General features: G+C 35.5%; 21 protein-coding genes and 1 tRNA gene. 11 read left to right on the top strand and 11 right to left on the bottom strand.

Annotated elements, in window-relative coordinates:
- Positions 1-12 precede the first annotated feature (12 nt).
- From GQR45_RS16140 to GQR45_RS16100, 9 genes are all read left to right on the top strand, one after another.
- The gene (locus GQR45_RS16140; RefSeq protein WP_165726488.1) at positions 13-615 is read left to right on the top strand and encodes a DUF4402 domain-containing protein; all 603 of its coding nucleotides are present in this window, start codon (positions 13-15) and stop codon (positions 613-615) included.
- A 3-nt stretch (positions 616-618) separates the two neighbouring features.
- On the top strand, positions 619-1,101 hold the full coding sequence (locus tag GQR45_RS16135) for a DUF4402 domain-containing protein (RefSeq protein WP_165726487.1): 483 nt from the start codon (positions 619-621) through the stop codon (positions 1,099-1,101).
- 9 nt (positions 1,102-1,110) lie between these two features.
- Positions 1,111-1,941 carry a fimbria/pilus periplasmic chaperone gene (locus GQR45_RS16130; protein WP_165726486.1) on the top strand — a complete coding sequence of 277 codons (831 nt, stop codon included), beginning with the start codon at positions 1,111-1,113 and terminating at the stop codon, positions 1,939-1,941.
- A gap of 34 nt (positions 1,942-1,975) precedes the next feature.
- A complete protein-coding gene (locus tag GQR45_RS16125) occupies positions 1,976-4,873 on the top strand; it encodes a hypothetical protein (protein ID WP_206008687.1) in 2,898 nt (965 codons plus the stop codon).
- A gap of 10 nt (positions 4,874-4,883) precedes the next feature.
- Complete coding sequence (locus GQR45_RS16120) at positions 4,884-5,513, top strand: SPOR domain-containing protein (protein ID WP_165726485.1); 630 nt, start codon at positions 4,884-4,886, stop codon at positions 5,511-5,513.
- Positions 5,514-5,569: 56 nt separating this feature from the next.
- Entirely contained in the window at positions 5,570-6,163 is a 594-nt protein-coding gene (locus GQR45_RS16115; protein ID WP_165726484.1) for a FlgO family outer membrane protein, read from the top strand.
- Positions 6,164-6,176: 13 nt separating this feature from the next.
- A complete protein-coding gene (locus tag GQR45_RS16110; RefSeq protein ID WP_007583141.1) occupies positions 6,177-6,869 on the top strand; it encodes a FlgO family outer membrane protein in 693 nt (230 codons plus the stop codon).
- Between the two features lie 7 nt (positions 6,870-6,876).
- Complete coding sequence (locus tag GQR45_RS16105) at positions 6,877-7,545, top strand: FlgO family outer membrane protein (RefSeq protein ID WP_165726483.1); 669 nt, start codon at positions 6,877-6,879, stop codon at positions 7,543-7,545.
- A gap of 72 nt (positions 7,546-7,617) precedes the next feature.
- Positions 7,618-7,692: transfer RNA gene (locus GQR45_RS16100), tRNA-Arg, on the top strand.
- 459 nt (positions 7,693-8,151) lie between these two features.
- Here GQR45_RS16100 and drt3b read toward each other — a convergent pair.
- The 6 genes from drt3b to GQR45_RS16070 all read right to left on the bottom strand — a co-directional run bounded on the left by drt3b (position 8,152) and on the right by GQR45_RS16070 (position 15,213).
- The gene (gene drt3b, locus GQR45_RS16095; RefSeq protein WP_165726482.1) at positions 8,152-10,215 is read right to left on the bottom strand and encodes an antiviral reverse transcriptase Drt3b; all 2,064 of its coding nucleotides are present in this window, start codon (positions 10,213-10,215) and stop codon (positions 8,152-8,154) included.
- Positions 10,215-11,561: an antiviral reverse transcriptase Drt3a gene (drt3a, locus tag GQR45_RS21405; protein ID WP_165726481.1), complete on the bottom strand. Its 1,347-nt coding sequence runs from the start codon at positions 11,559-11,561 to the stop codon at positions 10,215-10,217. The genes drt3b and drt3a overlap by 1 nt, the downstream gene beginning before the upstream one ends.
- Positions 11,562-11,859: 298 nt before the next feature.
- Entirely contained in the window at positions 11,860-13,626 is a 1,767-nt protein-coding gene (locus GQR45_RS16085) for a replication endonuclease (protein ID WP_165726480.1), read from the bottom strand.
- A gap of 3 nt (positions 13,627-13,629) precedes the next feature.
- Positions 13,630-13,923, bottom strand: a complete 294-nt coding sequence (locus tag GQR45_RS16080; RefSeq protein ID WP_165726479.1) for a hypothetical protein — start codon at positions 13,921-13,923, stop codon at positions 13,630-13,632.
- Positions 13,916-14,161 (bottom strand): helix-turn-helix domain-containing protein, encoded by a 246-nt coding sequence (locus GQR45_RS16075; RefSeq protein WP_165726478.1) that lies wholly within the window; start codon positions 14,159-14,161, stop codon positions 13,916-13,918. Before GQR45_RS16075 ends, GQR45_RS16080 begins: the two co-directional genes overlap by 8 nt.
- Before the next feature lie 98 nt (positions 14,162-14,259).
- Positions 14,260-15,213 (bottom strand): hypothetical protein, encoded by a 954-nt coding sequence (locus tag GQR45_RS16070; protein WP_165726477.1) that lies wholly within the window; start codon positions 15,211-15,213, stop codon positions 14,260-14,262.
- Between the two features lie 92 nt (positions 15,214-15,305).
- Here GQR45_RS16070 and GQR45_RS16065 point away from each other — a divergent pair, with 92 nt between their 5' ends.
- On the top strand, positions 15,306-16,190 hold the full coding sequence (locus GQR45_RS16065) for a putative phage abortive infection protein (protein ID WP_165726476.1): 885 nt from the start codon (positions 15,306-15,308) through the stop codon (positions 16,188-16,190).
- 26 nt (positions 16,191-16,216) lie between these two features.
- Here GQR45_RS16065 and GQR45_RS16060 read toward each other — a convergent pair whose 3' ends face one another.
- On the bottom strand, positions 16,217-16,408 hold the full coding sequence (locus tag GQR45_RS16060) for a tyrosine-type recombinase/integrase (RefSeq protein ID WP_240920258.1): 192 nt from the start codon (positions 16,406-16,408) through the stop codon (positions 16,217-16,219).
- Between the two features lie 185 nt (positions 16,409-16,593).
- Between GQR45_RS16060 and GQR45_RS16055 the strand changes: the two genes are divergently transcribed.
- Positions 16,594-17,445 (top strand): hypothetical protein, encoded by an 852-nt coding sequence (locus GQR45_RS16055; protein WP_165726475.1) that lies wholly within the window; start codon positions 16,594-16,596, stop codon positions 17,443-17,445.
- A gap of 26 nt (positions 17,446-17,471) precedes the next feature.
- Here the strand turns inward: GQR45_RS16055 and GQR45_RS16050 are convergent, their stop codons facing one another.
- From GQR45_RS16050 to GQR45_RS16035, 4 genes are all read right to left on the bottom strand, one after another.
- Positions 17,472-18,617: a site-specific integrase gene (locus GQR45_RS16050; protein WP_165726474.1), complete on the bottom strand. Its 1,146-nt coding sequence runs from the start codon at positions 18,615-18,617 to the stop codon at positions 17,472-17,474.
- A 292-nt stretch (positions 18,618-18,909) separates the two neighbouring features.
- Positions 18,910-19,503, bottom strand: coding sequence for a DUF4303 domain-containing protein (locus tag GQR45_RS16045; protein WP_165726473.1), 594 nt, complete (start codon positions 19,501-19,503; stop codon positions 18,910-18,912).
- 115 nt (positions 19,504-19,618) lie between these two features.
- Positions 19,619-20,551: an exopolyphosphatase gene (locus tag GQR45_RS16040; protein ID WP_165726472.1), complete on the bottom strand. Its 933-nt coding sequence runs from the start codon at positions 20,549-20,551 to the stop codon at positions 19,619-19,621.
- 145 nt (positions 20,552-20,696) lie between these two features.
- Complete coding sequence (locus GQR45_RS16035; protein ID WP_024593171.1) at positions 20,697-22,145, bottom strand: dihydrolipoyl dehydrogenase; 1,449 nt, start codon at positions 22,143-22,145, stop codon at positions 20,697-20,699.
- Between the last annotated feature and the right edge of the window lie 68 nt (positions 22,146-22,213).

Genomic DNA, 22,213 nt, shown 5'->3' with positions numbered 1-22,213 from the left:
TAAGGATTTAGCATGAAGTTTTATTTATCTGCATTAGCTGTAGCCACCGTGGTCAGCTCGTTTAGCACTTATGCTGCTACAGAGTCATTTGAAGCGAAAGTAACAGTACAAAATGCTGTAGTACTCACAAAAGATAACGATTTAAATTTTGGTACTATTCGTGCTATTTCAGATCCATCAGGCAATCTGCAAGCTACGCTTACAGTTCATCCTGATCCTGATGCAACTAATGTTACCTCGCAAGAAGACGCTGCTGGTAATGTGGCAACTATATCAATAATTGAAGGTGGTGAAGCGGGTGCTTTTAGTGTGTCAGATGTAGTACCAAATTCTATTTTAACCATTAGCGACCCAGTAAATACTTTAGTACAACCTTTAGCTGGTCAAGGGTTGAATGAACCTGATTTTACTGTAGGTGCTTGGACTTACTTTATAACGAGCGGTACTAATGCTGGTGGATTATATACAAGTGCTACGCCCAACCTACAAGCTGGCGTTGATGGCGCTGTATCATTTAATATAGGCGCGACTCTTTCTACTTCATCAAACGCATCAAGTGTGGATTACCCTGATGGTGAGTATTCTGGTAGCTTTAATATTGAAGTGTCATATTAATTAGTGTTTAAACAAACAATGCGCTTTTTGTATGTTTCTGCTTGGCTTTCGTTAATGTTTAGCGAGCAAGCCTATAGCGCAAGCATACAACAAGAAGCGCTTAATTTTGGCACTTTAGTTATCCCTCAAAATAATACTTTAAGCTCTATAACCATTAGCCATGAAGGTGAAACAACCACATTTGGTAGTATTTACGTATTAACTGAGGGGAATCCCGCAGAACTTTTATTTACCGATTTACCTCCGCTTACTCAAATATCGTTTAACAAAATGAGTGACTCTACATTGCAAAGTGAAGTACTTGGAGCTAATAGTGCCAAGTTTTCGGTTGTATTAGTGGATTTACCAAGAACGCAAACTAGCGATGAGTTTGGAGAGCTTTTACTCAAAGTAGGTGGCCGTTTAATAACGACAGGGACTAGCCAAAGTTACTTAGATGGTAGTTTTATTACTGACACCCAATTAGAAATTACGATTGATTACTAAAGGAAAAACATGCTTTATAAAGTTGTAGTGCTGCTCGCACTGAGTGTATGTATTTTAGGAAAAAATGCATACGCAAATTTACTTATCTCTCCAACCCGTATTAGTTTTGATGAACGTCAACGAACCGCTAAAGTTACCGTAATTAATACGGGTGATGAATATCAAACATATCGTGTTTTATGGAGTGAGAAGCAAGCGCAACCTAGCGGTGGCTACATACAGTTGGCAGAGGCTACAAGCGAAAGTTTAAGTTCAATGGCACGTTTGTCACCAAAACAAATGCGTTTAGCACCTGGTGAAAAACAAACAGTAAAAATAGCAATACGTAAACCTAAAGGCCTAGCTTCTGGTGAGTACCGCTCTCATCTTCTATTTCAAGCATTGCCTGGTGAAAATACTAATAAAACAAGCTCAATAAAAGTTAATATGATTATGAGCTACAGCATTCCTATTTTGTTACGTAAAGGCATGAAACAGCCAGAAGTTGCCATAGAGCAAGCTAAGCTAGTGCTAAATGAAAGCAATCAACGTCCTCAGTTTTTATTGAATATAAAACGAGAAGGTAAGTTTAGTAGCTACGGTAAATTAAGTGCTTACTTTGTTGATAGTAATAACGAGCAAGTTAAAATTGCAGAAATTGGTAATTTAAGTATTTATCCTGAAGTGGATAATGCGTTTGTAACCCTTAGTTTATTTAGTGACAAAAATTTAGATAAAGCAGGAAAAGTCATTTTTAAATATGAAGGCAGTCAAGAATATAAAGACCTTACATTTGCACAATACACTCTGCCTTTAACCTCACAATCACTTAATGTTTTAACAGTGAATGACGCTAAATAATTTATTGTATGCACTATTACTAAGCATAAGTAGTTTGCTTAGTAATAGTGTAATAGCTAATCCTAATTCTTCCGTGGGGGATGCTTTAACAACACTACGCGCAATTGAACTAAAGCTAACTAAGCCCGTTGAAGTAATTGATTATAAAAACAAAGAAAATCAGCAACAGCGAATCGCCACAGGCGAGTTATTAATACTTTCGCTTTATTTAAACTCATACTACTTAGGTGAAGTTGCAGCAATTAAAAGCGAGCAAAGTGTACAAGTTAGTTTAAGCGACTTATTTGATATTCTACAATTTGCAATGAATGTTGATGCTAGCAATCGAATTGCTCAAGGTGTTGGAGCAAATCAACAACCTCTTTTTCTAAATGCAGCGGTTACACCCGCTGTATTTACTAGTCCTACACAGAGCTACTTATTAGCAAAAAATCAAATTACCATTGAAGATGATATTTATGTAGATATTCAAAGTTTACATAATGCTTTAAATCTAGAGTTTAATATTGATTACCCAGATTTAGAATTACTTATAAGCTCAGAGAGCCCCTTACCGGTTGAACAACAAAGATACAGACAGTCGCGCAACCTTAAATCACCTAACAAAAGATCGCCACCTACGCTGCCATGGAAAGCTAGCCCATATAAAGCGCTATCTTCTCCGGTTGCCGACTTACAACTAAATTTTACCGCGAGCGATGATAGACATTCTACGAACTATTCACTTTTAGGCACTCAAGACTTTGCGTATTTATCTGCAGAGTATTTTTTGTCTGGACGAAGTACTGACTTACTTACCAACTCTAGGTTAACGTTTACAAAGCAAAACTTAGACAAAGAAATAAAAAACAGCTTCATGCCTACTGAAATATCTTTTGGTGATGTTATCGCCACGCAAGTGGGTAATAGCTACAGTAGTCAGTATGCCCGAGGTGTTAAAGTTTCTAATAATGTAACCAATAGAAAAATAGTCAATAATCAAGTTAACTTAAGCGGTGCTATACAGCCAGGTTGGGATGTAGAGCTGTATCGTAATGAAATATTAATAGACCAGCAGCTTAGCCTCGCAGATGGGCGTTATATTTTTGATAATATAAACCTATTATTTGGAGCTAATAATTTTGAGCTTATTTTTTATGGGCCTCAAGGTCAAGTTGAGCGTAAAAGTGAATATTACTTTGTGGACGGAAATCAACTTAAGCAGGGACAAGGTCACTATGAATTGTCGGTTACTGAACAAGGCAAGCAGTTACTAAATAACAATGTTTCAAGCTCGCAGGGTCAGGGTTGGCAAGTTGCGGGTAGATATGAGCAAGGGCTTACAGATAATATATCTGTATACACTGCTACATCAGGTCAAAAAAACACGGATGACGATCTACTTAAGTATGCATTTGGTACCAACATAAGCTTGTTTGACCGATTATTATTAAATGCGAATGTTGAAAAAAATAATAACAATGAACAAGAATTTGAATTTACAGCCCGAACTCAAATTGCCGAACAATCACTACTTTTTAGCGCTACAAATCGTACCGACGAACAGCAGCAAGATTTTAACAGCTACCAAATAAATTTAGCTGGTGGGCTAATGAATAATACCTATGGACGCCTTTCTTATCAAAATAACGTCCTATATAACGATAGTGATATTAGAGGGCGTTTTAAACAAGTACGCAACCAGTTCAACTACTCATACTCAGGATTTGCACTAAGTAACCAATTGCTGTGGCAACAAGACGATAGCTCTAAGAGTACTTTTGGAACAACACGTTTTCAAAAGCGCTTTGGGAGAACCTACACAAGGTTTGGTATAGATTATAGTATATCGCCAGTAAGTGAGCTTGTTAGTTACGAGGCTGAGTTTAGCCGCAACTTGGGCCGAGATTTACAAGCGGAACTTACTTTAACTGATTCACTTCGTAATAATATTCAATCGGCCGAATTAGGGCTCAATTGGCAAAGCGACAAGTTTAGTTTAACGAGTAACTTAAACTACAACAGTAACGATGATTGGCGGCTCGGTATTTATAGCCGTTTTAGCTTAGGTTTTGATGTTGAACACAATACATATTTTGTCTCTAAGCGCAGCTTAACTAACACGGGTAGCTTAATGTTACGCGTATTCTTAGATCAAAATAATAACGGTATTATGGATGATGATGAGCACGGCGTTGCCGGCGTAAAAGTAAAAGGCGTTCACAATTATCGTCAAGCAATTACAGACGAACACGGCGTTGCGCTATTAACTTCAATGCCAGCAAATCGTACAACAGATATAATACTTGATAGAAATAGTTTTGAAGATCCGTTTTTAATACCAGCCAATGAGGGTTTTTCTATTACCCCAAGGGCTGGTTTTGTAGAGAATATGGACTTCGCATTAAATAATGCAAGTGAAGTGGAGGGAGTTGTTTATCAACAAAAAGGTGATACAACACAGATCCAACCCTTTGCAAATATAGCGCTGTTGAATGAGAAAGGGGATCAAGTTGCACAAACTCAAGCAGCATATGATGGCTATTATTTATTTACAGACCTTAAACCGGGGCAGTATAAAGCAGTAATTGATGATGAATATAAACAACGCAAGCAGCTAAAAAACACTCAAAATATAATAGTTAATTTATCGCCTCAAGGAGATGTAGTAATGGGTGTTGATTTAACATTAAAGGCGCTCAGTGCAACAACTGGAAGCATTGCCAATGCAGGAAGTTTTAATTCGTTAAATATCTTAAAAATTTATTACCGTTTAATAGCACCACGAATAGAGCAGCAAGAAGCTTTTTATATGCATGATAAAGCTAAAAATAAATTTATTTTAGCCTTAGCGTACGCAACAAACAGTTCGCCAGAGCTTATTTCTGTATGCGACTCAGTAAAAGCGCAAGGATTAAAGTGTGTTGTTGAAACACATAAAATACTCCATTAAAGGAATTAGGATGAAAAGAGTTCAATGTATATTTATAATCAGTGCAATGTTGCTAAGTTATGGTTGTGCGAATAATAAAGCAATTGATGGTAGTGCTACTCAGACCAACGTAACTGACGAAAAAAGCTACGTAAAAATAACAAAGCAAGAACTTGAAACTCTAAAAATGAGCTCCCAGCAGTGGCAAAATATGAAGCCAGAACTTGCGCGTTTATTACTTATTGAAGACGACTTAAGCTTACTAATATCGCAACTCAATACAATAGCTAAAGAAAATGAGCAGAAAAACACACCCGTAATAAAAGCAGAAATCGTTAATACCAACACAATTAATCGATCCAATTTACAAGTAACAAAACCAGTTAATCCCAGATTTGCTTTACAAGTGCTTTCAATAACGCAAAAAGAACAACTCTCTTTAGCTTTTAGGCAACTACAGAAAAAGCTTCCTAGCTTACTAGGCGATAACTTTGTGATGAATGTTGAAACAATAAATGTAAAAGGAGTTATGTATAACCGCTTAAAGCTAGGCGCATACATAGACAAAAAAAACGCTATGGCTGACTGTCAAAATTTAAAGAGCCAAAATATAAATTGTTTAGTTAGCTATTACGTAGATCAGCCCTTTATCGCACAATAGTTAAGTCGGCATACAAATTGCTTCATCCTCAGTATGTTTTGAAGAGGATGGCAATTATGCGCCTTTTACTGCCTTTATTATTTTTAAATTTAGCTGCTTGTAACTTGGTGCCACCGCCAGAACTAAGTGTGCCTACAGATGCACCTAAAGCAGCCATGGCTCCTTTTACGGTTAATGACTATGTAGTTAATTTAACGTCGCAACTTAACCACCTAAACGGAGCATTAAATGCTAATGCACGTGTTGGCGTTAGTAGCTTCTTTTATGCAGATGCACTAGATACAAAATTAGTGATAGGGCAGGCCTCAGGCTTAAGTCAGCAGATCCAAGAAAGTCTGCTTACACAATTTACTCAACTGGGTTATCACACCGTTGAGTACAGACTTGGGAATAACCTCTCTTTATCAGAAAACTCAGACAGTATTTTAAGTCGCGATTTAAGTAAATTACGTAATCGCCAAAATATTGACTTAGTTATCACAGGAACAGTGACTCGCCAGCAGCATGCATACATAGTTAATGCACGGCTTGTGAATATAGAAAATAAACAGGTGCTCTCTGCGGGAAGTACCGAGATCCCAATTAATGTAATGTGGGGCAATGAGAAAATTCAGCAGCGTGACGGACTTTTATACCGAAGCGAATACTAATTTGGAGCACAAAATGAAAAACCTATTAATTACATTATGCTTACCACTGGGCTTTGGTTGCTCTCAAATACTAGGCACAATGAATACAGACACCACAACACCACAAAGTGAGCAAAGCAACCAACTGGTGAGTAACCAACGCGACGTTGCAGCACCTGTTTCTGACGATAACTTATTTCAGTCAGGAATGGCTCCACAAGATAACTACACAAAAGCAACACCGCCAATGCGCAAAAATATTAACCATTATGTGCGCGGCATAATGCAAGACATGGTTGAAAACTTACAGTACGTAAGTGAACAAACACCGTTAGCTGTTTCGAGTTTTATTTTTTTAGATGAAGACTACAACGATGGTAGCTTACTAGGAAACCAAATTGCAGAAAGCTTCATGCATGAATTACACAGCTTTGGTGTACCAGTTATTGATTTTAAAACAACTGATTATATGCGTGTTACCTCAACAGGCGACTTTGTATTTAGTCGCGACTATTTAGAGCTAAATCAAGATCAAAACTTTAAGTATGTACTAGCCGGTACGCTTGTAAACCATCAAGGTGGTGTACTTGTCAATGCACGTATTGTTGGGCTAGAAAGTAAGGCCGTGGTAGGTTCTGCACAAGGGTTTATTCCACAGTCGGTTGTTGATGCGCTTAATAGTAGCTATCGCACTGATGGCATAATGTTAAAACAAGCAAGCAAGTGAGATAATTATGTATAGTAAATTATTTAACCGCTTTATCATTTTTTCTGCTTTAGCTAACTTAACTGGTTGTGCCTTTACTCAAAATAGTGAAAGTGCTGAAATGAATGCATCTTCAACCACACAAGTAAATTATGACCTAGCAAGCATGCTTAAAACAGCCGAGCAACAATCAACTCAAGATGATGTTAACGGCAATCAATTTACACCACTTAAGCACCATAAAACACTTGCTAACTATGTAGAGCAAATGGCACTAGATTTGGTTGATACGCTTGAGTTTGAAAGTGATACCGACGCCAATATTAATATTGCCGTTACTACCTTGGTCGATCTTGATTCATCGCTTACTAAAAGCAATCAATTGGGTAATCAAATATCTGAGACGTTAATTCATCAGTTACAAAAGTTTGGTTATGGCGTGGTTGATTTTAAAACAACCCAAACAATAGATGTAAATAGCCGTGGTGATTTTGCTTTTTCACGTGATATTGAAAATCTTAGTGAAGAGCAAATGGCGAGCCATGTATTAGCGGGTACATTAATTTATCGCCATGATGCTGTTGTTGTAAATACACGTGTAATTAACGCGCATACAAAAAAAATCGTCGCGAGTAGTCGAAAACTAATCCCAATTTATGTACTAAATAAAGAAGATATATACTTATCAAGCAATTAAGTTCAGTTGTCGCTTGATATAAAAAACCAGATGCCGTTATAATTCACACCTCTAAGCACACAGCTTGTTTGTGGCCTCTTAGTTAAATGGATATAACGGCCCCCTCCTAAGGGGCAGTTGCAAGTTCGATTCTTGCAGGGGCTACCAGTAAAATCAATGAGTTATGTTTTTCAGTCTCTTTCTTTAATTTCTGTGTAGCACATATGTAGCAAGTTGATTAAAAAATTTTACCAAGAGTTTTATTTCTTCATTGATATCTTCAAAACTAAATTAAACTTATGAGTTCCATTCATAACACTTTGAGTATTACAGATAGATATGTAAGATTTTTGAGATGCAGCGCAATTCACTTATAAGCTTTTATATTTACTGCGGGGAGATTTTAAATGAGGGTAAATTGCTGTAAAAATATTGTGGAGTACGTAAATAAATTTTTTAAGATAAAGCGTAAGATAATTATACTCGTAACTATAAGTTAAAATTAACTTAGCGGCTCACTCCTAAACCGCTAAAACAACTATCTCCATACATAGGACCCAAGCTGTACTCTACGAGTGTGTGGCGCTGCCTACAGCAATTTAACGGTAGGAGTGATGTAGAGCCTAATTAATATACGTTGTCGCTTTGCTTCGCGTCAAGTTCTTTTCCAAACTCAAATTTATTCCACTTAGTGAACCATTGATTATCTTGTGCAATTATCTTTTTCCTCAAGGAGATACTCTTAACCCCATAAAGCTTTAAAATATACATTTTAAAATATCGGTTGAAATATGGGCAAGCCAAGCTGTCCATCAATAGTAAAAAAGATTCAGTGTCATTTCTCAAAACTGGTTTGCTCAAGCGAATTTTTTTAATAATGGTTACCTTTACTGCATTTCTAATTTTATGGTATCTAATTTTATTCTTAGTATAAAATACAATTGCCATTAAAGAGAAGTAGTTCAAATTTGTTTGAAAAAGAAAGCCGTCGCTTTTATCTTTTTGTGCAGTACCACCAAAATACTTTATAAGTAAATTTTCCTCTAACCAATAGTCTTTACCTAATTCAGACATTACAGTTAACAGATAAAGGGTCTCAACTTGGGTGTAAGTTTTACTTTCATATTTTTCAATCACAAAATGTATATTTTCAGAAATCAAAGTAAATACTTGATGCATGTCATTAAACTTAATAAGGTCACTCCTACAAAAATCAATAATTAACTTCAATATGCGACTTAGCTTTATTGTTGTATTTACTCGAGGTGCGACTGTGTAAATAAAAAAACAAAACTCAATGCATGAGTGAATAGAAGATAAAAGGTATCTGTAGCTATTCTGACAATATGTCGCTTTATCATACTTAGTTAAAATTGCTTTTAGCCCAGACTCTATTATTGTTAATGTGTAATTAATTACGCTTTTATATTCTGCACCGCTCTCAGCAATGATCATTTTGAAATCAGTAATTAGGGTCTTTGATATGATATTTATTTTGGCTGTCAATATGGGTTCTTGTGTAGTATCTGTGACTTCAGACTCAATCAATTCCAGTTTGATCTTGTCATTCAAAAATTGTGATATCTTTCTTTTAGCTATAGTTGTTTCAGTAATTATAGGTTTGTTGTAAACCACTTCTTTTTCTGGGTTTATAAAAAGCTTATATTCACTTAACATCATTTCTAGCGTAGAAAAGATGTCTTTGTAAGTAGATTCCTCATTATAAAAAACGAAATAGTCATCAACATATCTATATATATTATAATCAATACCCAGCTTGAATCCTTTTTCTTTAAGCTCTTTTTCTAGATTAAAATCAATTCGTTGAATGATTATTTCAGCGAAAATTCGAGATAGTTCAGGGCCGATTAGTATTCCGTTTGTTTCATTATAATTTTGAGTCCTCAACAACCGATCAAAATCGTCAGCAAAAGTGTTACTTAATACTGACTGACCACCAGATTCTGCCATTGAATGCTTAACATTACTTTTACCAAGAACAGCCCAAGCTATTGAGTGAGTGTAAATAGAGTCAAAGCATTTGGTAATATCTAATTGAGACATATGGTTATATTTTTTTTCACATTTATGGTATTCATTAGATTCAAAAAATTGATGAATATTATTCAATTTTTTATATCCAAAAAATGACTTTAAATTTTTATAATTTTTATCATTATTACGATCCATTGTATTTGATAAAATAACAGACGCGCTCTTTTTTTCATCATCATAAAACCTTGTACTTGCAACTCTTGCTGGGGCTCTTAAGCTGTAGTTGGAAATATTTGAGTTATATATAATTAACTCTTTATATTTACTATAAAAATTAGCTACTTCAAGCTGGTTTCTGGGGTGGATAATGGATAGTCTGCGAAAGCTCTTATCTTTATGTCTGATACCATATGCAAATGGAATTGTAACAAATTTTTGCTTTGAATATTTTACCTTTTTAATACCATTAAAATTAGTGAATTCATTAAAACCGATACCTAGAAAAATACAAATTAAACTGTCTAAGGCTTCACAAGTATTAGTCCAAGTAGCTTCATTATTTTCAATTGCAAGGTGGTGCTTATGAATGAAATCATAAAAAAATCTGTTTGAAAATGTTATGGGTGTTTCATAAGGTAAAGTGTCCGATAAAATTGCACGTACTTTTGAGTTTTTGATTCTTAGTGATTTTTTCATCACTTCCATCCTTTAGTGATAATTGAAAAGTCCTTAGAACTAAAGTTAACAAATTTTCTTTTTTCAAAACCGTTAACAAATTTATATTTTTTATATAACTTTGTTTTCAAACCTTTGTTGTTAATACCAGAGATAGCTTTGGAAAGTTCACCGTCTAAAGCTTTAAGGAAAGTAGTATCTGTGACCCATTTGTTGCTATTAAATATACCAACAATAGCATTACCTTTATTGTTCGAAAGCCTTGTATTAGAAGTAAGAAAATTTAGTCTTAACAATAATTCTCGTCTGGATTTTTCAGGTGTCCTAATGCAACTTTTATTATATTTATCGAATATTTGTTTTATTTTATTAATATATTTTTCTTTTTTCTTATCAGAGATGCTAAGCTTTAATTTTCTTCCATTAGTTTGAAATTTATACCCTAAGTAATCAAAGTCATACTTATCTTCTGGAATTGAATATAGAGCTGTTTTATCTTTTTGGATGTTAATTGAGAGGTTGTCATCGTTCAAAAATCCCTTAATTAGTTGTAAGTAGTTTTCTTTATTATCTGTAGGATGTGGTGAAATTATTATCGCAATATCATCAACATAGCGTGAATAAAAAATTAAATTGCTAATCCCTCTAACTTTTTCATCGAATTCTTTTAAATAAAGCTCCGATAAGTAAGCACTAATACCAAGCCCTCTAGGTATTCCATTGTCTTCACCTGAAGTTACACCGTATGAATGTAATAATTTAGCTATTATTTTTCTGCTAACTAGGCTTAAAATTGAGCTCTTATTTAATTTAGTTAATAAAATCTCACGATCTATTGTTTCGTAAAATGACTTGATGTCTGTTCGTATTATATACATAGGATAATTATTATTAAGACATGACTTAAGCTGAGGGATTATTAAATCCCTGTCATTCTGTTTTACTTGGTAAGTATATTTGATGTTTCTTTGAATTTGTTTTTCTGTAAAGAATGATTCAGCCGTTCCATCTAGTTGATAAGTATCCTTTTCATTTCTTTTTTTTAAAGACTTATTAACTCTGAAGTCTGATTTTTTTGATGCGATATTACAAGATATTTCATTGAGACAATCCATAATTATCGTATTACGTTTCTTTTTCAATAGTTTCAAAAGTAAATACAGATTACTAATGCGTATTTCAAACCAAGGGAGGGATGAGCTTCTTTTATTTGAGTACGATTTACTTATTAGATTGCGTACTCTTTTTATTTTAAGGTGATAAGCAGCCGCTTCAGGGAAAAAATCAGCGATAATGTTTTTCCCCTTTTTATTCTCCTGTTTATATATTGTATAAAAATTTTGAGCTGAAAATGACTGGTCTAACACAATAAATCCTTATATTAGTTGATGTTGACATTTAGTATCCAGTGATACTACAAATATCATTGCTTATTATATAAGTACAGTTATTTACAGAACTCCAAGTAAGATCCTTTTTGCCATTCTGGTAAGTGGTTAGCTAAATGTTATTTTGGCTTTGAATTGGTGTTTGATATGAGCTAAAGCTCAATATGTAGCTTTAGCTATTTGATATGTTGTATCTAACTGTAATTTTATCTAAATGAGATAGCTTTAGCTCTTTTTAGATAATACGGAGCTTTAGCTAACTCGTTCTAGCTTTAGGTTATGCTTTTTCTACCTTCCATGAATAGTGCCTTGTGATTATAGCTTTACCAGCGAACCACAAGCCTTTTACTTTGAGTATGAGTTCACCATCGTAATAGCTTTGTAAGCATTCGCCAGTTTCCTCAACGATGTTTAAATCGTAATGCAACCTGATAGGTTTATCTTTTAGTTTTGTGTGTAAACCACCCATAGCAAGTATGTAGCCTTTCCAATCGCTGTTATCAGCAGCAAAGCGAGCTTGTTCTAATAGGCTATCTTTTTTGTCATTAAACATAGAGCGTAAACGTCTTAATTCGCGCCATACAGAAACGCTAGCACCGCCAATTTGCTGAAACTGGCGAATACACCAACACGATGCCCACGCATCAATACGTTGCGCTACCAGTAGCGAATCGTTACCGAATTTATCTTCGCCAACACCTTCACCATCTATATTTTTCGCTATATATTTTAAAATATAGCCAGTTGCAGAGCCTTTGTTTGGGTCTATTTGTTTAAAGTCACAACGATTTTCCGCTGCGCCTTTTTCGTCACCATCAACTTCTAACGCATAATGGCGAATAATTGCTTTTAATGCGTCTAGCTTTTCGCTCTCAATAAAAAACAGCATATGCCAATGCGGTGTACCATCATGTTGTGGCTCTGCTACACGAAAACCATAAGGCGCAATATTTTGACGTTTAAACTCTGCACGGGCTTTTTGCCATTGGTGGTTTAGATAGCTATTTGCTTCATCAGGCATAAAACCTTCCCACTTAGGGTTAGCAGCTCCTGATTTAGAAAAAGCACGATGGTACTTAGAAGGGCATGTAACCGTAATAAAAAGTGCTTCATGACCTAGCTCTTTCGCTAGGTCTTCAAAACCTCTTGCACGACATAGTAATTCATCTTTTCGTATCTTTGGGTTTGATACATTTAGGTCGGATATTTCTTTTAACGAGTAGCGTTGCCCATGCTCGTTAAGTATGTAAGTTGAACTTAGTAGTTCGTCATTTCGTTGGCGCTGAGTAATGCGGTTTTGAGTTGTTATATTGCTCGCATAGATTTCTCTTTTTCTGTTTACGAAATTTAAATGCAGGGCTGCTTTTTCGTTTGCTTGAGTAATGAGTTTACGAAACTTTCGTAGCCACCAACGGTTATCGATATAGCGTTTTATACAGCCTGATATTTTTATGTTGTTTTTAGGCTCTATAGGCGAAACACCAAACTTAATTGCGTAGTTTGATAAAAAATCAAAAAGGGCTTTTTGCTTGTCATCAGCGAATTCGCTATTAATTTCGGTATTAGCAGAGCGAAACACAGCGGAATTTTCGCTATTGGTTTCGCTATCAATCATTTCATTACTACGAAACTCATGCGAAACGGTTCGCTCTAGTTCGCTATCATTTCGCTGTTTGTTTTTAGCTTGGTAGTAAAGGAAGTTAACTTTTTCGGGGTTAATAGCAATCTGGCGACAATAGTTTGCACACTTTTTCGCTATGTTATTAATATCATCATCAAAGCAAAAAAATAGGTGAGCGAGTTTTTTAGGTAAGAGTTTATAAAGCTTATTCGTCGTATCTAAAACATGGCGATTGCGCTCAAAGTTATTAGGCTTGTTAAAAGCATCAGTTAAAATTGTGCTTTTAATTTTATTGGAAAATGGTGCTAATCTTTTCGTTAAAAACGCCGCATCGTACTTATCAACGAGTTCTAAATACGGCGTTAAAATATCGTCTTGTTCATTAATCGCTTTTGCAATTAATGTTTCTCTAAAGGTACTCATTGGTTATTTAGGGTTAGCGTAAGCAAACACAAAAACACGACCCTTTTTGGTCAAAAAGTAATGTTCATATTTAACACCAAAATGATAAATTATTTCACTTGTTACAAGCTCTTCATCAACGAGTTTATCAAGTGTACGCGTATCAAATTTAAATGGCTGGCCATGCTTATTAACATAGGTATGTAGCCCATTCTTTTGCCGATATGAATAACCAATTTCACGGCAAATTTCGAAATAAGTATTTTCTAACGATAACCAAATTAGTAGTCGAGTTTGTTCTTTAGTTAACTTAGGCATGATTACCTCCATTAGGGTTTTGACCTAAATGCTCTAAGCGACAAAAGTTATTTAACCAGTTATCTAAATCATCTTTTAAATAACGAACAGTACGGCCAATTTTAATAAATGGCGGGGCAGGGGTTCTGTTAGTGCGGTTTCCTTCCATACGTGATTGACGTAAGAAAGAGCGACTCATACCGATATATTCGGCTGTTTCTATTTCTGATAATGCGCGTTTGTTTGTGGTGGTTGGCATAAGTGCCTCCTGAGTTATTAACGTTTCAGGAGGTGTTTTACAATGCAGTTTTTTTTAAATGAGCTAATTCAGGAATTGAATGAGCTTATACGGGAATTTTAAATGTTGTTGTTAGGAAAAAGTTCTTTTCTAACTTTAGTTAGCCTATTTGAGAAAGAACTAAAGCTCATTGGCTTTTTTGGTTTACCACTTCTATCTTTCCAATTTATATGAGTGGCTGATATTTCAATAAGCAAATTATGTTTATCAAATACTCTGTACTCTTGAAGGTCATCTAATTCGCGCTCAAGGTTACGCCAATAGCCTTTTGCTGTGAGTTCTGGTTCTGCACCAACAAGCCTAATTAATAAATCGTAAAAATCATCAGAACGTGTTTTTGGAGTTTGATTAGGTATCGTAAGTGGTGGTGTTATTTCTTGTGGTATATTTTTTTTCGATTCAGCAATACCCGCTTTGACTAGTTCAGAATGTAAAATACAAATATCGGCTAACTCAAAATTAATTCCCTCTGAATAAAATTGTACTTTCGGTATTCTGGCATCAAATTCTTTTTCATATTCGTTTGGTTTAGATTGTTCTGCACCTAATGCTTTAAAAGTATTAGTCATCGCATTTTTAAACGAATGGAGAGTGTGTTCTTGCTCTTTTGGGAACAGCTTTGCAGGAATTTTGTCCCAGTTAATATCGCTTGGCTGTTTTGGTTGCCATGTATGCAAAAAGGCATTAGGTGTTTTTGATTCAAAAGGATAGTCATAATTTGCGCTAACTATCTTATCTTTGTTCAGTAACCAAAAGTATTTACAGTTAGTTTTATGCTTTGAGAGGAGTATTAGCTGATCCTTCTGAGTGATACTTGCAAAACCACTATATTTGACAGAGGCATACCCAATAAAGCTATTACCCTTCGCCCAGCCACCGATAATGAATTTATTATCAGCGAGTCTAAAAGCTAAATCGAGCTTTGAGTTTTCAACTAAATAAAGCACATCACTAAAGGATAAATCGAACCGTTTTTCTAGTTCATCTAATCGGTAATATTCTTTCTCAATCACAATCTAAGTCCTTTTAACTTTGTTACTTAATAAACTAATGCAATAATATCAAAATAATAAGGAATTACTTCATATCTAGACGGATAAATAACATGGATCAAGAGAAATTAGAAAAAGGCGTGAAGATAGCTAAGAATATTTCAATAGCAGTAATATTCTTAGTCCCACTATCATACTTTTGTTGGTTTTATTTAAAAAACCAGCAGCCGATATCTTTAAACTCGGCGGACTGGGGAGCTTTTGGTAGTTTTTTTGGTGGAATATTGAGTCCTGTTATAGCGTTGTTTGCATTTTACTGGTTAACTCAGTCAATTCTTATCCAGAAAAAAGAACTATCAGAGACGCAGAGTGTTTTAAAGGCAACTGAAGCTGTTCAAAAAGAACAGGCTATAACTCAAGAGAAGAAACGCTTCGAAGATACTTTTCATTCATTGCTTGGCCAATTTAATATTGTGTTTGAGTCTTTAAATGAAACAACGATATTTAAAGGTATACCTCAACCTTCAAAAATAAAAAGTCTATACACTAAAATTATAAAAAATGGAGCAGGCTTTGATGCGCAGATATCTGATGAGGAACAAATAAAAAAACAGGTGACTATGATGAGAAAAGAGTCAATTGATTGCAGTCATTACTTTAGAATACTTTATCACTTACTTAAGTTTATTTTATTAAATCACTCTTTTAAAAGTACACCTCTTAATTTTAAAGATGCTATCAAGTGCGAGGTAACTGCAACTGAAAAGTTTTATTCTAATATTGTTCGTTCTTTTCTCAATAAAGAAATAACTCAATTGCTCGCAATTAATTGTATAGCTTTTGATGATAGTGACGATTATTATAATTTCAGATTGTTGGTTGAGAGATATGAATTACTAGAACATATTAGTTTTAACCCTGAATGGCTGAGAAAAATTATTAATAGTTATAACCCCTCAGCGTTTGGAAAAAACCCTGAAATTGTATTAAGTAGGTGAATTTAACGCAACTTTACGTATTAGCCTTAACCAATCAAGTTAACCGCAGCTGCTTTATGTTCTGGCGCTAAGTGTGCATACCTTAGCGTCATTTTTAAATCACTATGACCCAGTAATTCTCGAACTGTATTCAAATCAACACTTGCCATTACTAGCTTACTTGCAAAGTGGTGGCGTAAGTCATGAAACCTAAAATTGGTAATGTTTGCATCTTCCAACAAAGCCGCCCAATCATATCTAAATCTAATATCTGTTGTTGATTGCTATCTTTGAATTTATGACCAGTAATAAAGATAGTTATGCCAATTAATATTTTACAATTTTTTCTTAGTACCCTGAGTTGTTAGGGTATAGTAATAATTTACTTTGTTAGATTTCTCTTTTTATTGATCAAGGACGAATAATGATCTCATATTCTAAATATAAATTAATTTATTTGTGTGCTCTTACGCTCACCGTTAATCAAACTTACGCTGTCGAAAACTTAAATAACTCTTCGAATATAGAGCAGATAACCAAGCAAATTGAACTTGATTGGAAAAATTATTACAAACCATCTAAAGAATGCAGACCTAAAAAATTATCAAATAACAAAAGCTTTCAACTTTTCGTTAAATGTAATGAACAAAAGGCGACTCAAAAAGATCAATTCAATAAAATAAACAAGGAAGTAATAGAACATCTAGAATATCTTAGGTTGGTAAGAAAAACAGAGTTAAGGCAGCTTTCGTTAGAAAGAGAAGCCAAAGAAAAGGCATTACTGAAAAAAGCCAAAGAGATCGCGGTACTTGAAGATAGAGCAAGAGAAGTGCGTCGGGCTAAAAAGGCTAATGAAATGGGATTAACCTATCAAAAACCTCTACCAAGCAATAACTATATATCAAATAGTATGGCAATATGTAAAAAGGAATGGACTAAACGAGGCCAGCTAGATAATCGAATGTATCAGCATTGTTTAAAAGGGCAGCTTAGTGGAATTGACAAGGTAGATGAGCTCAATAAAAAGTATTCAGAAAGAGAGTTTTATTTTCTTATAGCTTATCCGTATTGCATAAAAAAATGGACGACAAGAGGCGTTGCTAACCCTCGAATGATTGCACATTGTTTAAATTCTGAAATTGAAGGAAAAAAAGATGTTGATTATTATAGAGATAATTATGAACGAGCCGCTATTGATAAAATAGTGGAGACAGCATTAAATAAATATCAATCATGGAATATGGCTGCATACTCTATAAAAAGACGTATTAAATAATAGTAAATATTTAAGTAATCATATGCCTATCCAATCAAATTAACTGCCGCTGCTTTATGTTCTGGCGCTAAATGTGCATATCTTAGCGTCATTTTTAAATCACTATGACCTAGCAACTCTCGAACTGTATTCAAATCTACGCTTGCCATTACGAGCTTACTTGCAAAGTGGTGGCGTAAGTCATGAAACCTAAAATCGGTAATGTTTGCATCTTCCAATAAAGTCGCCCAATCGTATCTAAAATCTAGTATCCGTTGCTGATTGCTATCTTTAAACACATAGCCAATATTCCCCGATAGCTTTTGCCAATCACTCAAAACATTAAACGCCTGCGTATTTAAAGGTATGTGGCGAGTATTACCAGATTTAGCATTTTGAAAATCTACAGTCAGCACTTTATTTTCTAGGTTAACGTCATTCCAATTAAGCGATAGAATTTCGCCTTTACGCATACCTGTATTTATAGCAAGAATAACGATAGTCGTTAGATGCTTAATATCGAACTTAGCAAGGCTTTCACGCAAGCGGTATTCTTCATCTTTTGATAAATAGCGCACTTTTGCGTTATCTACGGTCTGAGCTTTAACCTTTTGTAAATCGTGGCTATCAATTACTTCCCATTCAACAGCGCGACTCAAACAGCCTTTAATTAAATTTATTTGGCGGTTTGTAGTTGCTGGTTTAATCCCATCAGCCAAACGTTTATTACGCCACTTTTCAACTTCCCATGCTGTTATCGCTGAAAGTTGAAATTCCATAAATTTGTTAAATGCTGACAGGAATGCTTTTTTTGTTTTCTCTGCTGTTTTGGGGTTACGAGATAAAAGCCAAGGAAAGTACTTTTCTTCTAAAAAGTTTTGTAAGGTAGATAGCTTTGATTCTTTAGTTTTAATGCGGTCTTGCTTTTTTACTTCGTGAACATTAATCCCTTGAGTTACTTCAGCGATTTTATTTTTAGCTAAGTCTCTAGCTTGTGCTGGAGTAATTTGCCCATCATAACCTAAGTGATAATTTACTTGTTTACCCTTGTGCCTATAAAACAAGAAGTAGGATATTGCTCCAATACTCGAAATGCGCGCATGGAAACCTGTGACTTCTGTATCATTTAATCGTTTATCTGCTGGCGTTAAGCTTTTAATACTCGACAATGTTATTTTTGCTTTGATTGGCATGCGGCTTTTCCTGTGTAGCACATATGTAGCAGGTGCATTGTGCCGCAAAGAACAAGGAAGAACAATAGTGTATTGTTTTTGTGTTTTTTAATTAATATAAAACAACAGGTTAATTGTGTTTTTGTTTTTGATTGTTCATTGGGGTTTATAGGAATACATTAATAAAATGCACTCCTAAGGGGCAGTTGCAAGCTCGATTCTTGCAGGGGCTACCAATTAAATCAATGAGTTATATTTTAACCTCCCTCCCTTATACTTTGTGTATAGCGTATATGTAGTAGTGTTGCACTTTTTAATTGAAGGCGTTTAAAGCTTCTTGCTCGCATTTTTCACGCTCTGTAATCATGGCTTCAAAGTCAGTTTGAATTTGTGCTAGAACAGCTGGTGGGTTAAGTCGTTTGATTCTTTTAAATTGAATACTTTCTTCTTCATCATAGGCGAGTATTGCTAAAGTAATTTTTTCGCGTTCGATACCATTTGAAAATATTCCTTCGGTATCTAATTGTATGAGCACTTTCTCCATGGTTGTAAGCCATTGATGCCAATTATCCATTGCTTCTATATCTGATTGAAACAAATCAATGCTGTTTTCTAGTTTTTGACACTCTAGAGTTGTTTCATCAAAGTATTCGGAATAATCCTCAAACGTGGGGTAGTCTTCTGGATTCCATTTAGCCATGTAGAAACTACTTACATCATTGCCGTACTCTTCTTCAAATACTTTTTTTAAATCCGATAAGGTATTAAACATTGGAAGTAGTGAGTAGCTACCTGTGTGGTAAAAGCCCATTACATAAAGATCGTTACCGTATTTTTGTATAATGTTTTTAAACGCTTTTTTGGTATCTTGATAAAGTGTTTTTTCGAAGTTTTTAGTATCTAACATGAGGTCATTATTTCTTTTATTATTACAGAAATTTATATGAAAAGGAGAGCGATTAAAGCTCACTCTACTAAAATAACCAGAGCTATTATATGACTCTGGTTATTGTAAGTTAATATTAGCCATCACTTGTAATCGTATCGATTAACTCACTAAGCACTGCTTCAGATTTACTTGTTTCTACTTGGCAAGTACCTGCATTTAAATGACCACCACCGCCGTATTTAAGGCACAGTTCGCCAACATTCGTGTTTGAGCTGCGGTTAGTGATTGATTTACCAACGGCATACACTACGTTTTGTTTTTTAAGGCCCCACATTTTATGAATCGAGATATTGCAGTCGGGGTACATTGCATAAATAACAAATCGGTTTGTGGCGTAAATAGTTTCTTCTTGAGTTAAATCAAGAACCACTAAGTTTTTATGAACGGTAGCGCATTGAGAAATTTGCTCTTTAGCTTTTTCGTTATGCTCGTTATATAAAGCAACACGCTCGGCTACGTCTTCCATTTGTAGGATTTCTTCGATGCTTTGATCTTTACACGCATCAATCAGTTTCATCATTAATTGGTAATTTGAAATTTTAAACTCGCGAAAACGACCAAGGCCAGTTCGAGCATCCATAATAAAGTTCATTAATACCCAATCGGTTGGGTTTAATATTTCGTCTTTTGAAAACTGAGCAGCATCGCCTTTATCTACCGCGTCCATCATTTCAACAGAAATATTTGAAAGTTTTTCAGCGCCGCCATAATAGTCATAAACTACGCGAGCTGCTGATGGGGCTTCTGGATCAATAATATGATTTTTTATGTCGCTAGAGTTACGAACGGTTTCGCTAAGGTGATGATCGAATGCGATGTGACAACCTGCAACGTAGGGGAGGTTGGTCGTAATGTCGTTTTCGGTAATGTCTATTTTGCCATCTTGCATGTCTTTTGGATGAACAAATAAAATATCGTCAATTAGGTCTAAGTCTTTAAGCAATACGGCACAAACTAAGCCATCAAAATCGCTGCGAGTGACTAGTCTAAATTTATTATTGGGCATAGCTATTCCATCTTTTTAATTGAATTATCAATTAAGTGTAACAGCTAAATTTTTTTTTGAGAGGTCAGCTTAAAAAAATTATAAAAAAAAGCCAAAACGTTAGTTTTGGCTTTTACTTAGCAAGTTTGTATGTGTAGTAAATAGGTTATGCGCCTGGACCACATTCCATACATGAATTTACAATGTCTGGGCCAAATTTAAGTTTGGCATTTAAGTCGCGAAGGGCGGTACGTAACCCTTCTTCAATTACTGGGTGGTAAAATGGCATATCAAGCATTTCTGGTACGGTCATTTTGTTTTGTACAGCCCATGCTAGTAAGTGAGCGATGTGTTCGGCTTGTGGGCCAATAAATTCTGCACCTAAAAATAAGCCTGTGCCTTGCTCCGCATATACACGCATATGACCTTTGTTTTTAAGCATTACTCGGCTACGGCCTTGGTTTTCAAAGCTGACTTCGCCTACTTCAAAACAACCGCATGGGCCTAATCGGTCAGTAATTTGCTTGTAGCTTTCGCCTACCATTGCTATTTGTGGGTCGCTAAATACAGCTGCAATTTTAGCTCTGCGCAGACCTATACGTACATCTGGGAAGCGCCCGGCATTTTGACCTGCAATAGCACCTTGGTCTGATGCTTCGTGTAACAATGGGAGCATGTTACTCGCATCGCCTGCTATAAATATATTTGACTCACCACACTGCATTGTATGTGTGTCTGCGTGCGGTACGCCGCGTTCATCAAGTTCAATGCCTGTGTTTTCAAGGCCTAGTTTATCTACGTTAGGTACTCGGCCTGTGGCTGCAAGTACGTAGTCAAACTGTTCGGTGTGTTTTTCACCTTGTTTGTCGGTGTAAGTTAGCTGTGCTTTGTCGCCAACTTGCATCATGTCAGATACGTTTGAGTCGGTATCTACAAAAAATTCTTCAGCAAAAACAGTATTTGCGTAGTCTTTTACGACTGGATCTGTAAGTGGGCCAATTGCGCCGCCTACACCAAATAGTTTTACATTTACGCCTAGTCGGCTAAGTGCTTGGCCAATTTCAAGACCTATTACACCAGGGCCAAATACAGCGACTGATTCTGGTAGATCATCCCAATCAAATACGTCGTCGTTTATAATAAGTTTGTCGCCAAAGTTATTAAATACGCCAGGGTACGAAGGGCGTGAACCGGTAGCAATTACAAAGCGTTTTGCTGTAATAATTGTGTGGTCGTCTATTTGTACGCGGTTTGTGTCTAAAAATTTAGCGTAACCACGAATTTTATCACCATCTGGTAATTCATCTACGGCTTCTACTACGAATCCTGCAAAACGATCTCGTTCACTTTTAACGCGTGCCATAACTGCTTTGCCATCAATGACAGGCTTTGAGCTATGAACACCAAATGCAGGTGCCATTTCAATTGCGTGTGCAGCTTCTGCGGCTGCAATCAATAACTTGCTTGGCATACAACCAACACGTGCACATGTGGTGCCGTATGGGCCTGATTCGATCATTAATACATTTTGTGTGAACTGTTTAGCATTACGATAAGCACTTAAACCAGCAGTGCCTGCGCCTATAACAACAACATCGGTTTGCAATTCTTTCATAGTATTTTTTCCTCTAATAAATAGGGGCATAAAAGCCCCTATTTTTTACCTACTAACGTTAGGTATTT

Source organism: Pseudoalteromonas sp. SA25 (assembly GCF_011378705.1).
GTDB classification, from domain to species: Bacteria; Pseudomonadota; Gammaproteobacteria; order Enterobacterales; family Alteromonadaceae; genus Pseudoalteromonas; species Pseudoalteromonas arctica.
This window is presented reverse-complemented; position numbering and strand designations above follow the sequence as displayed.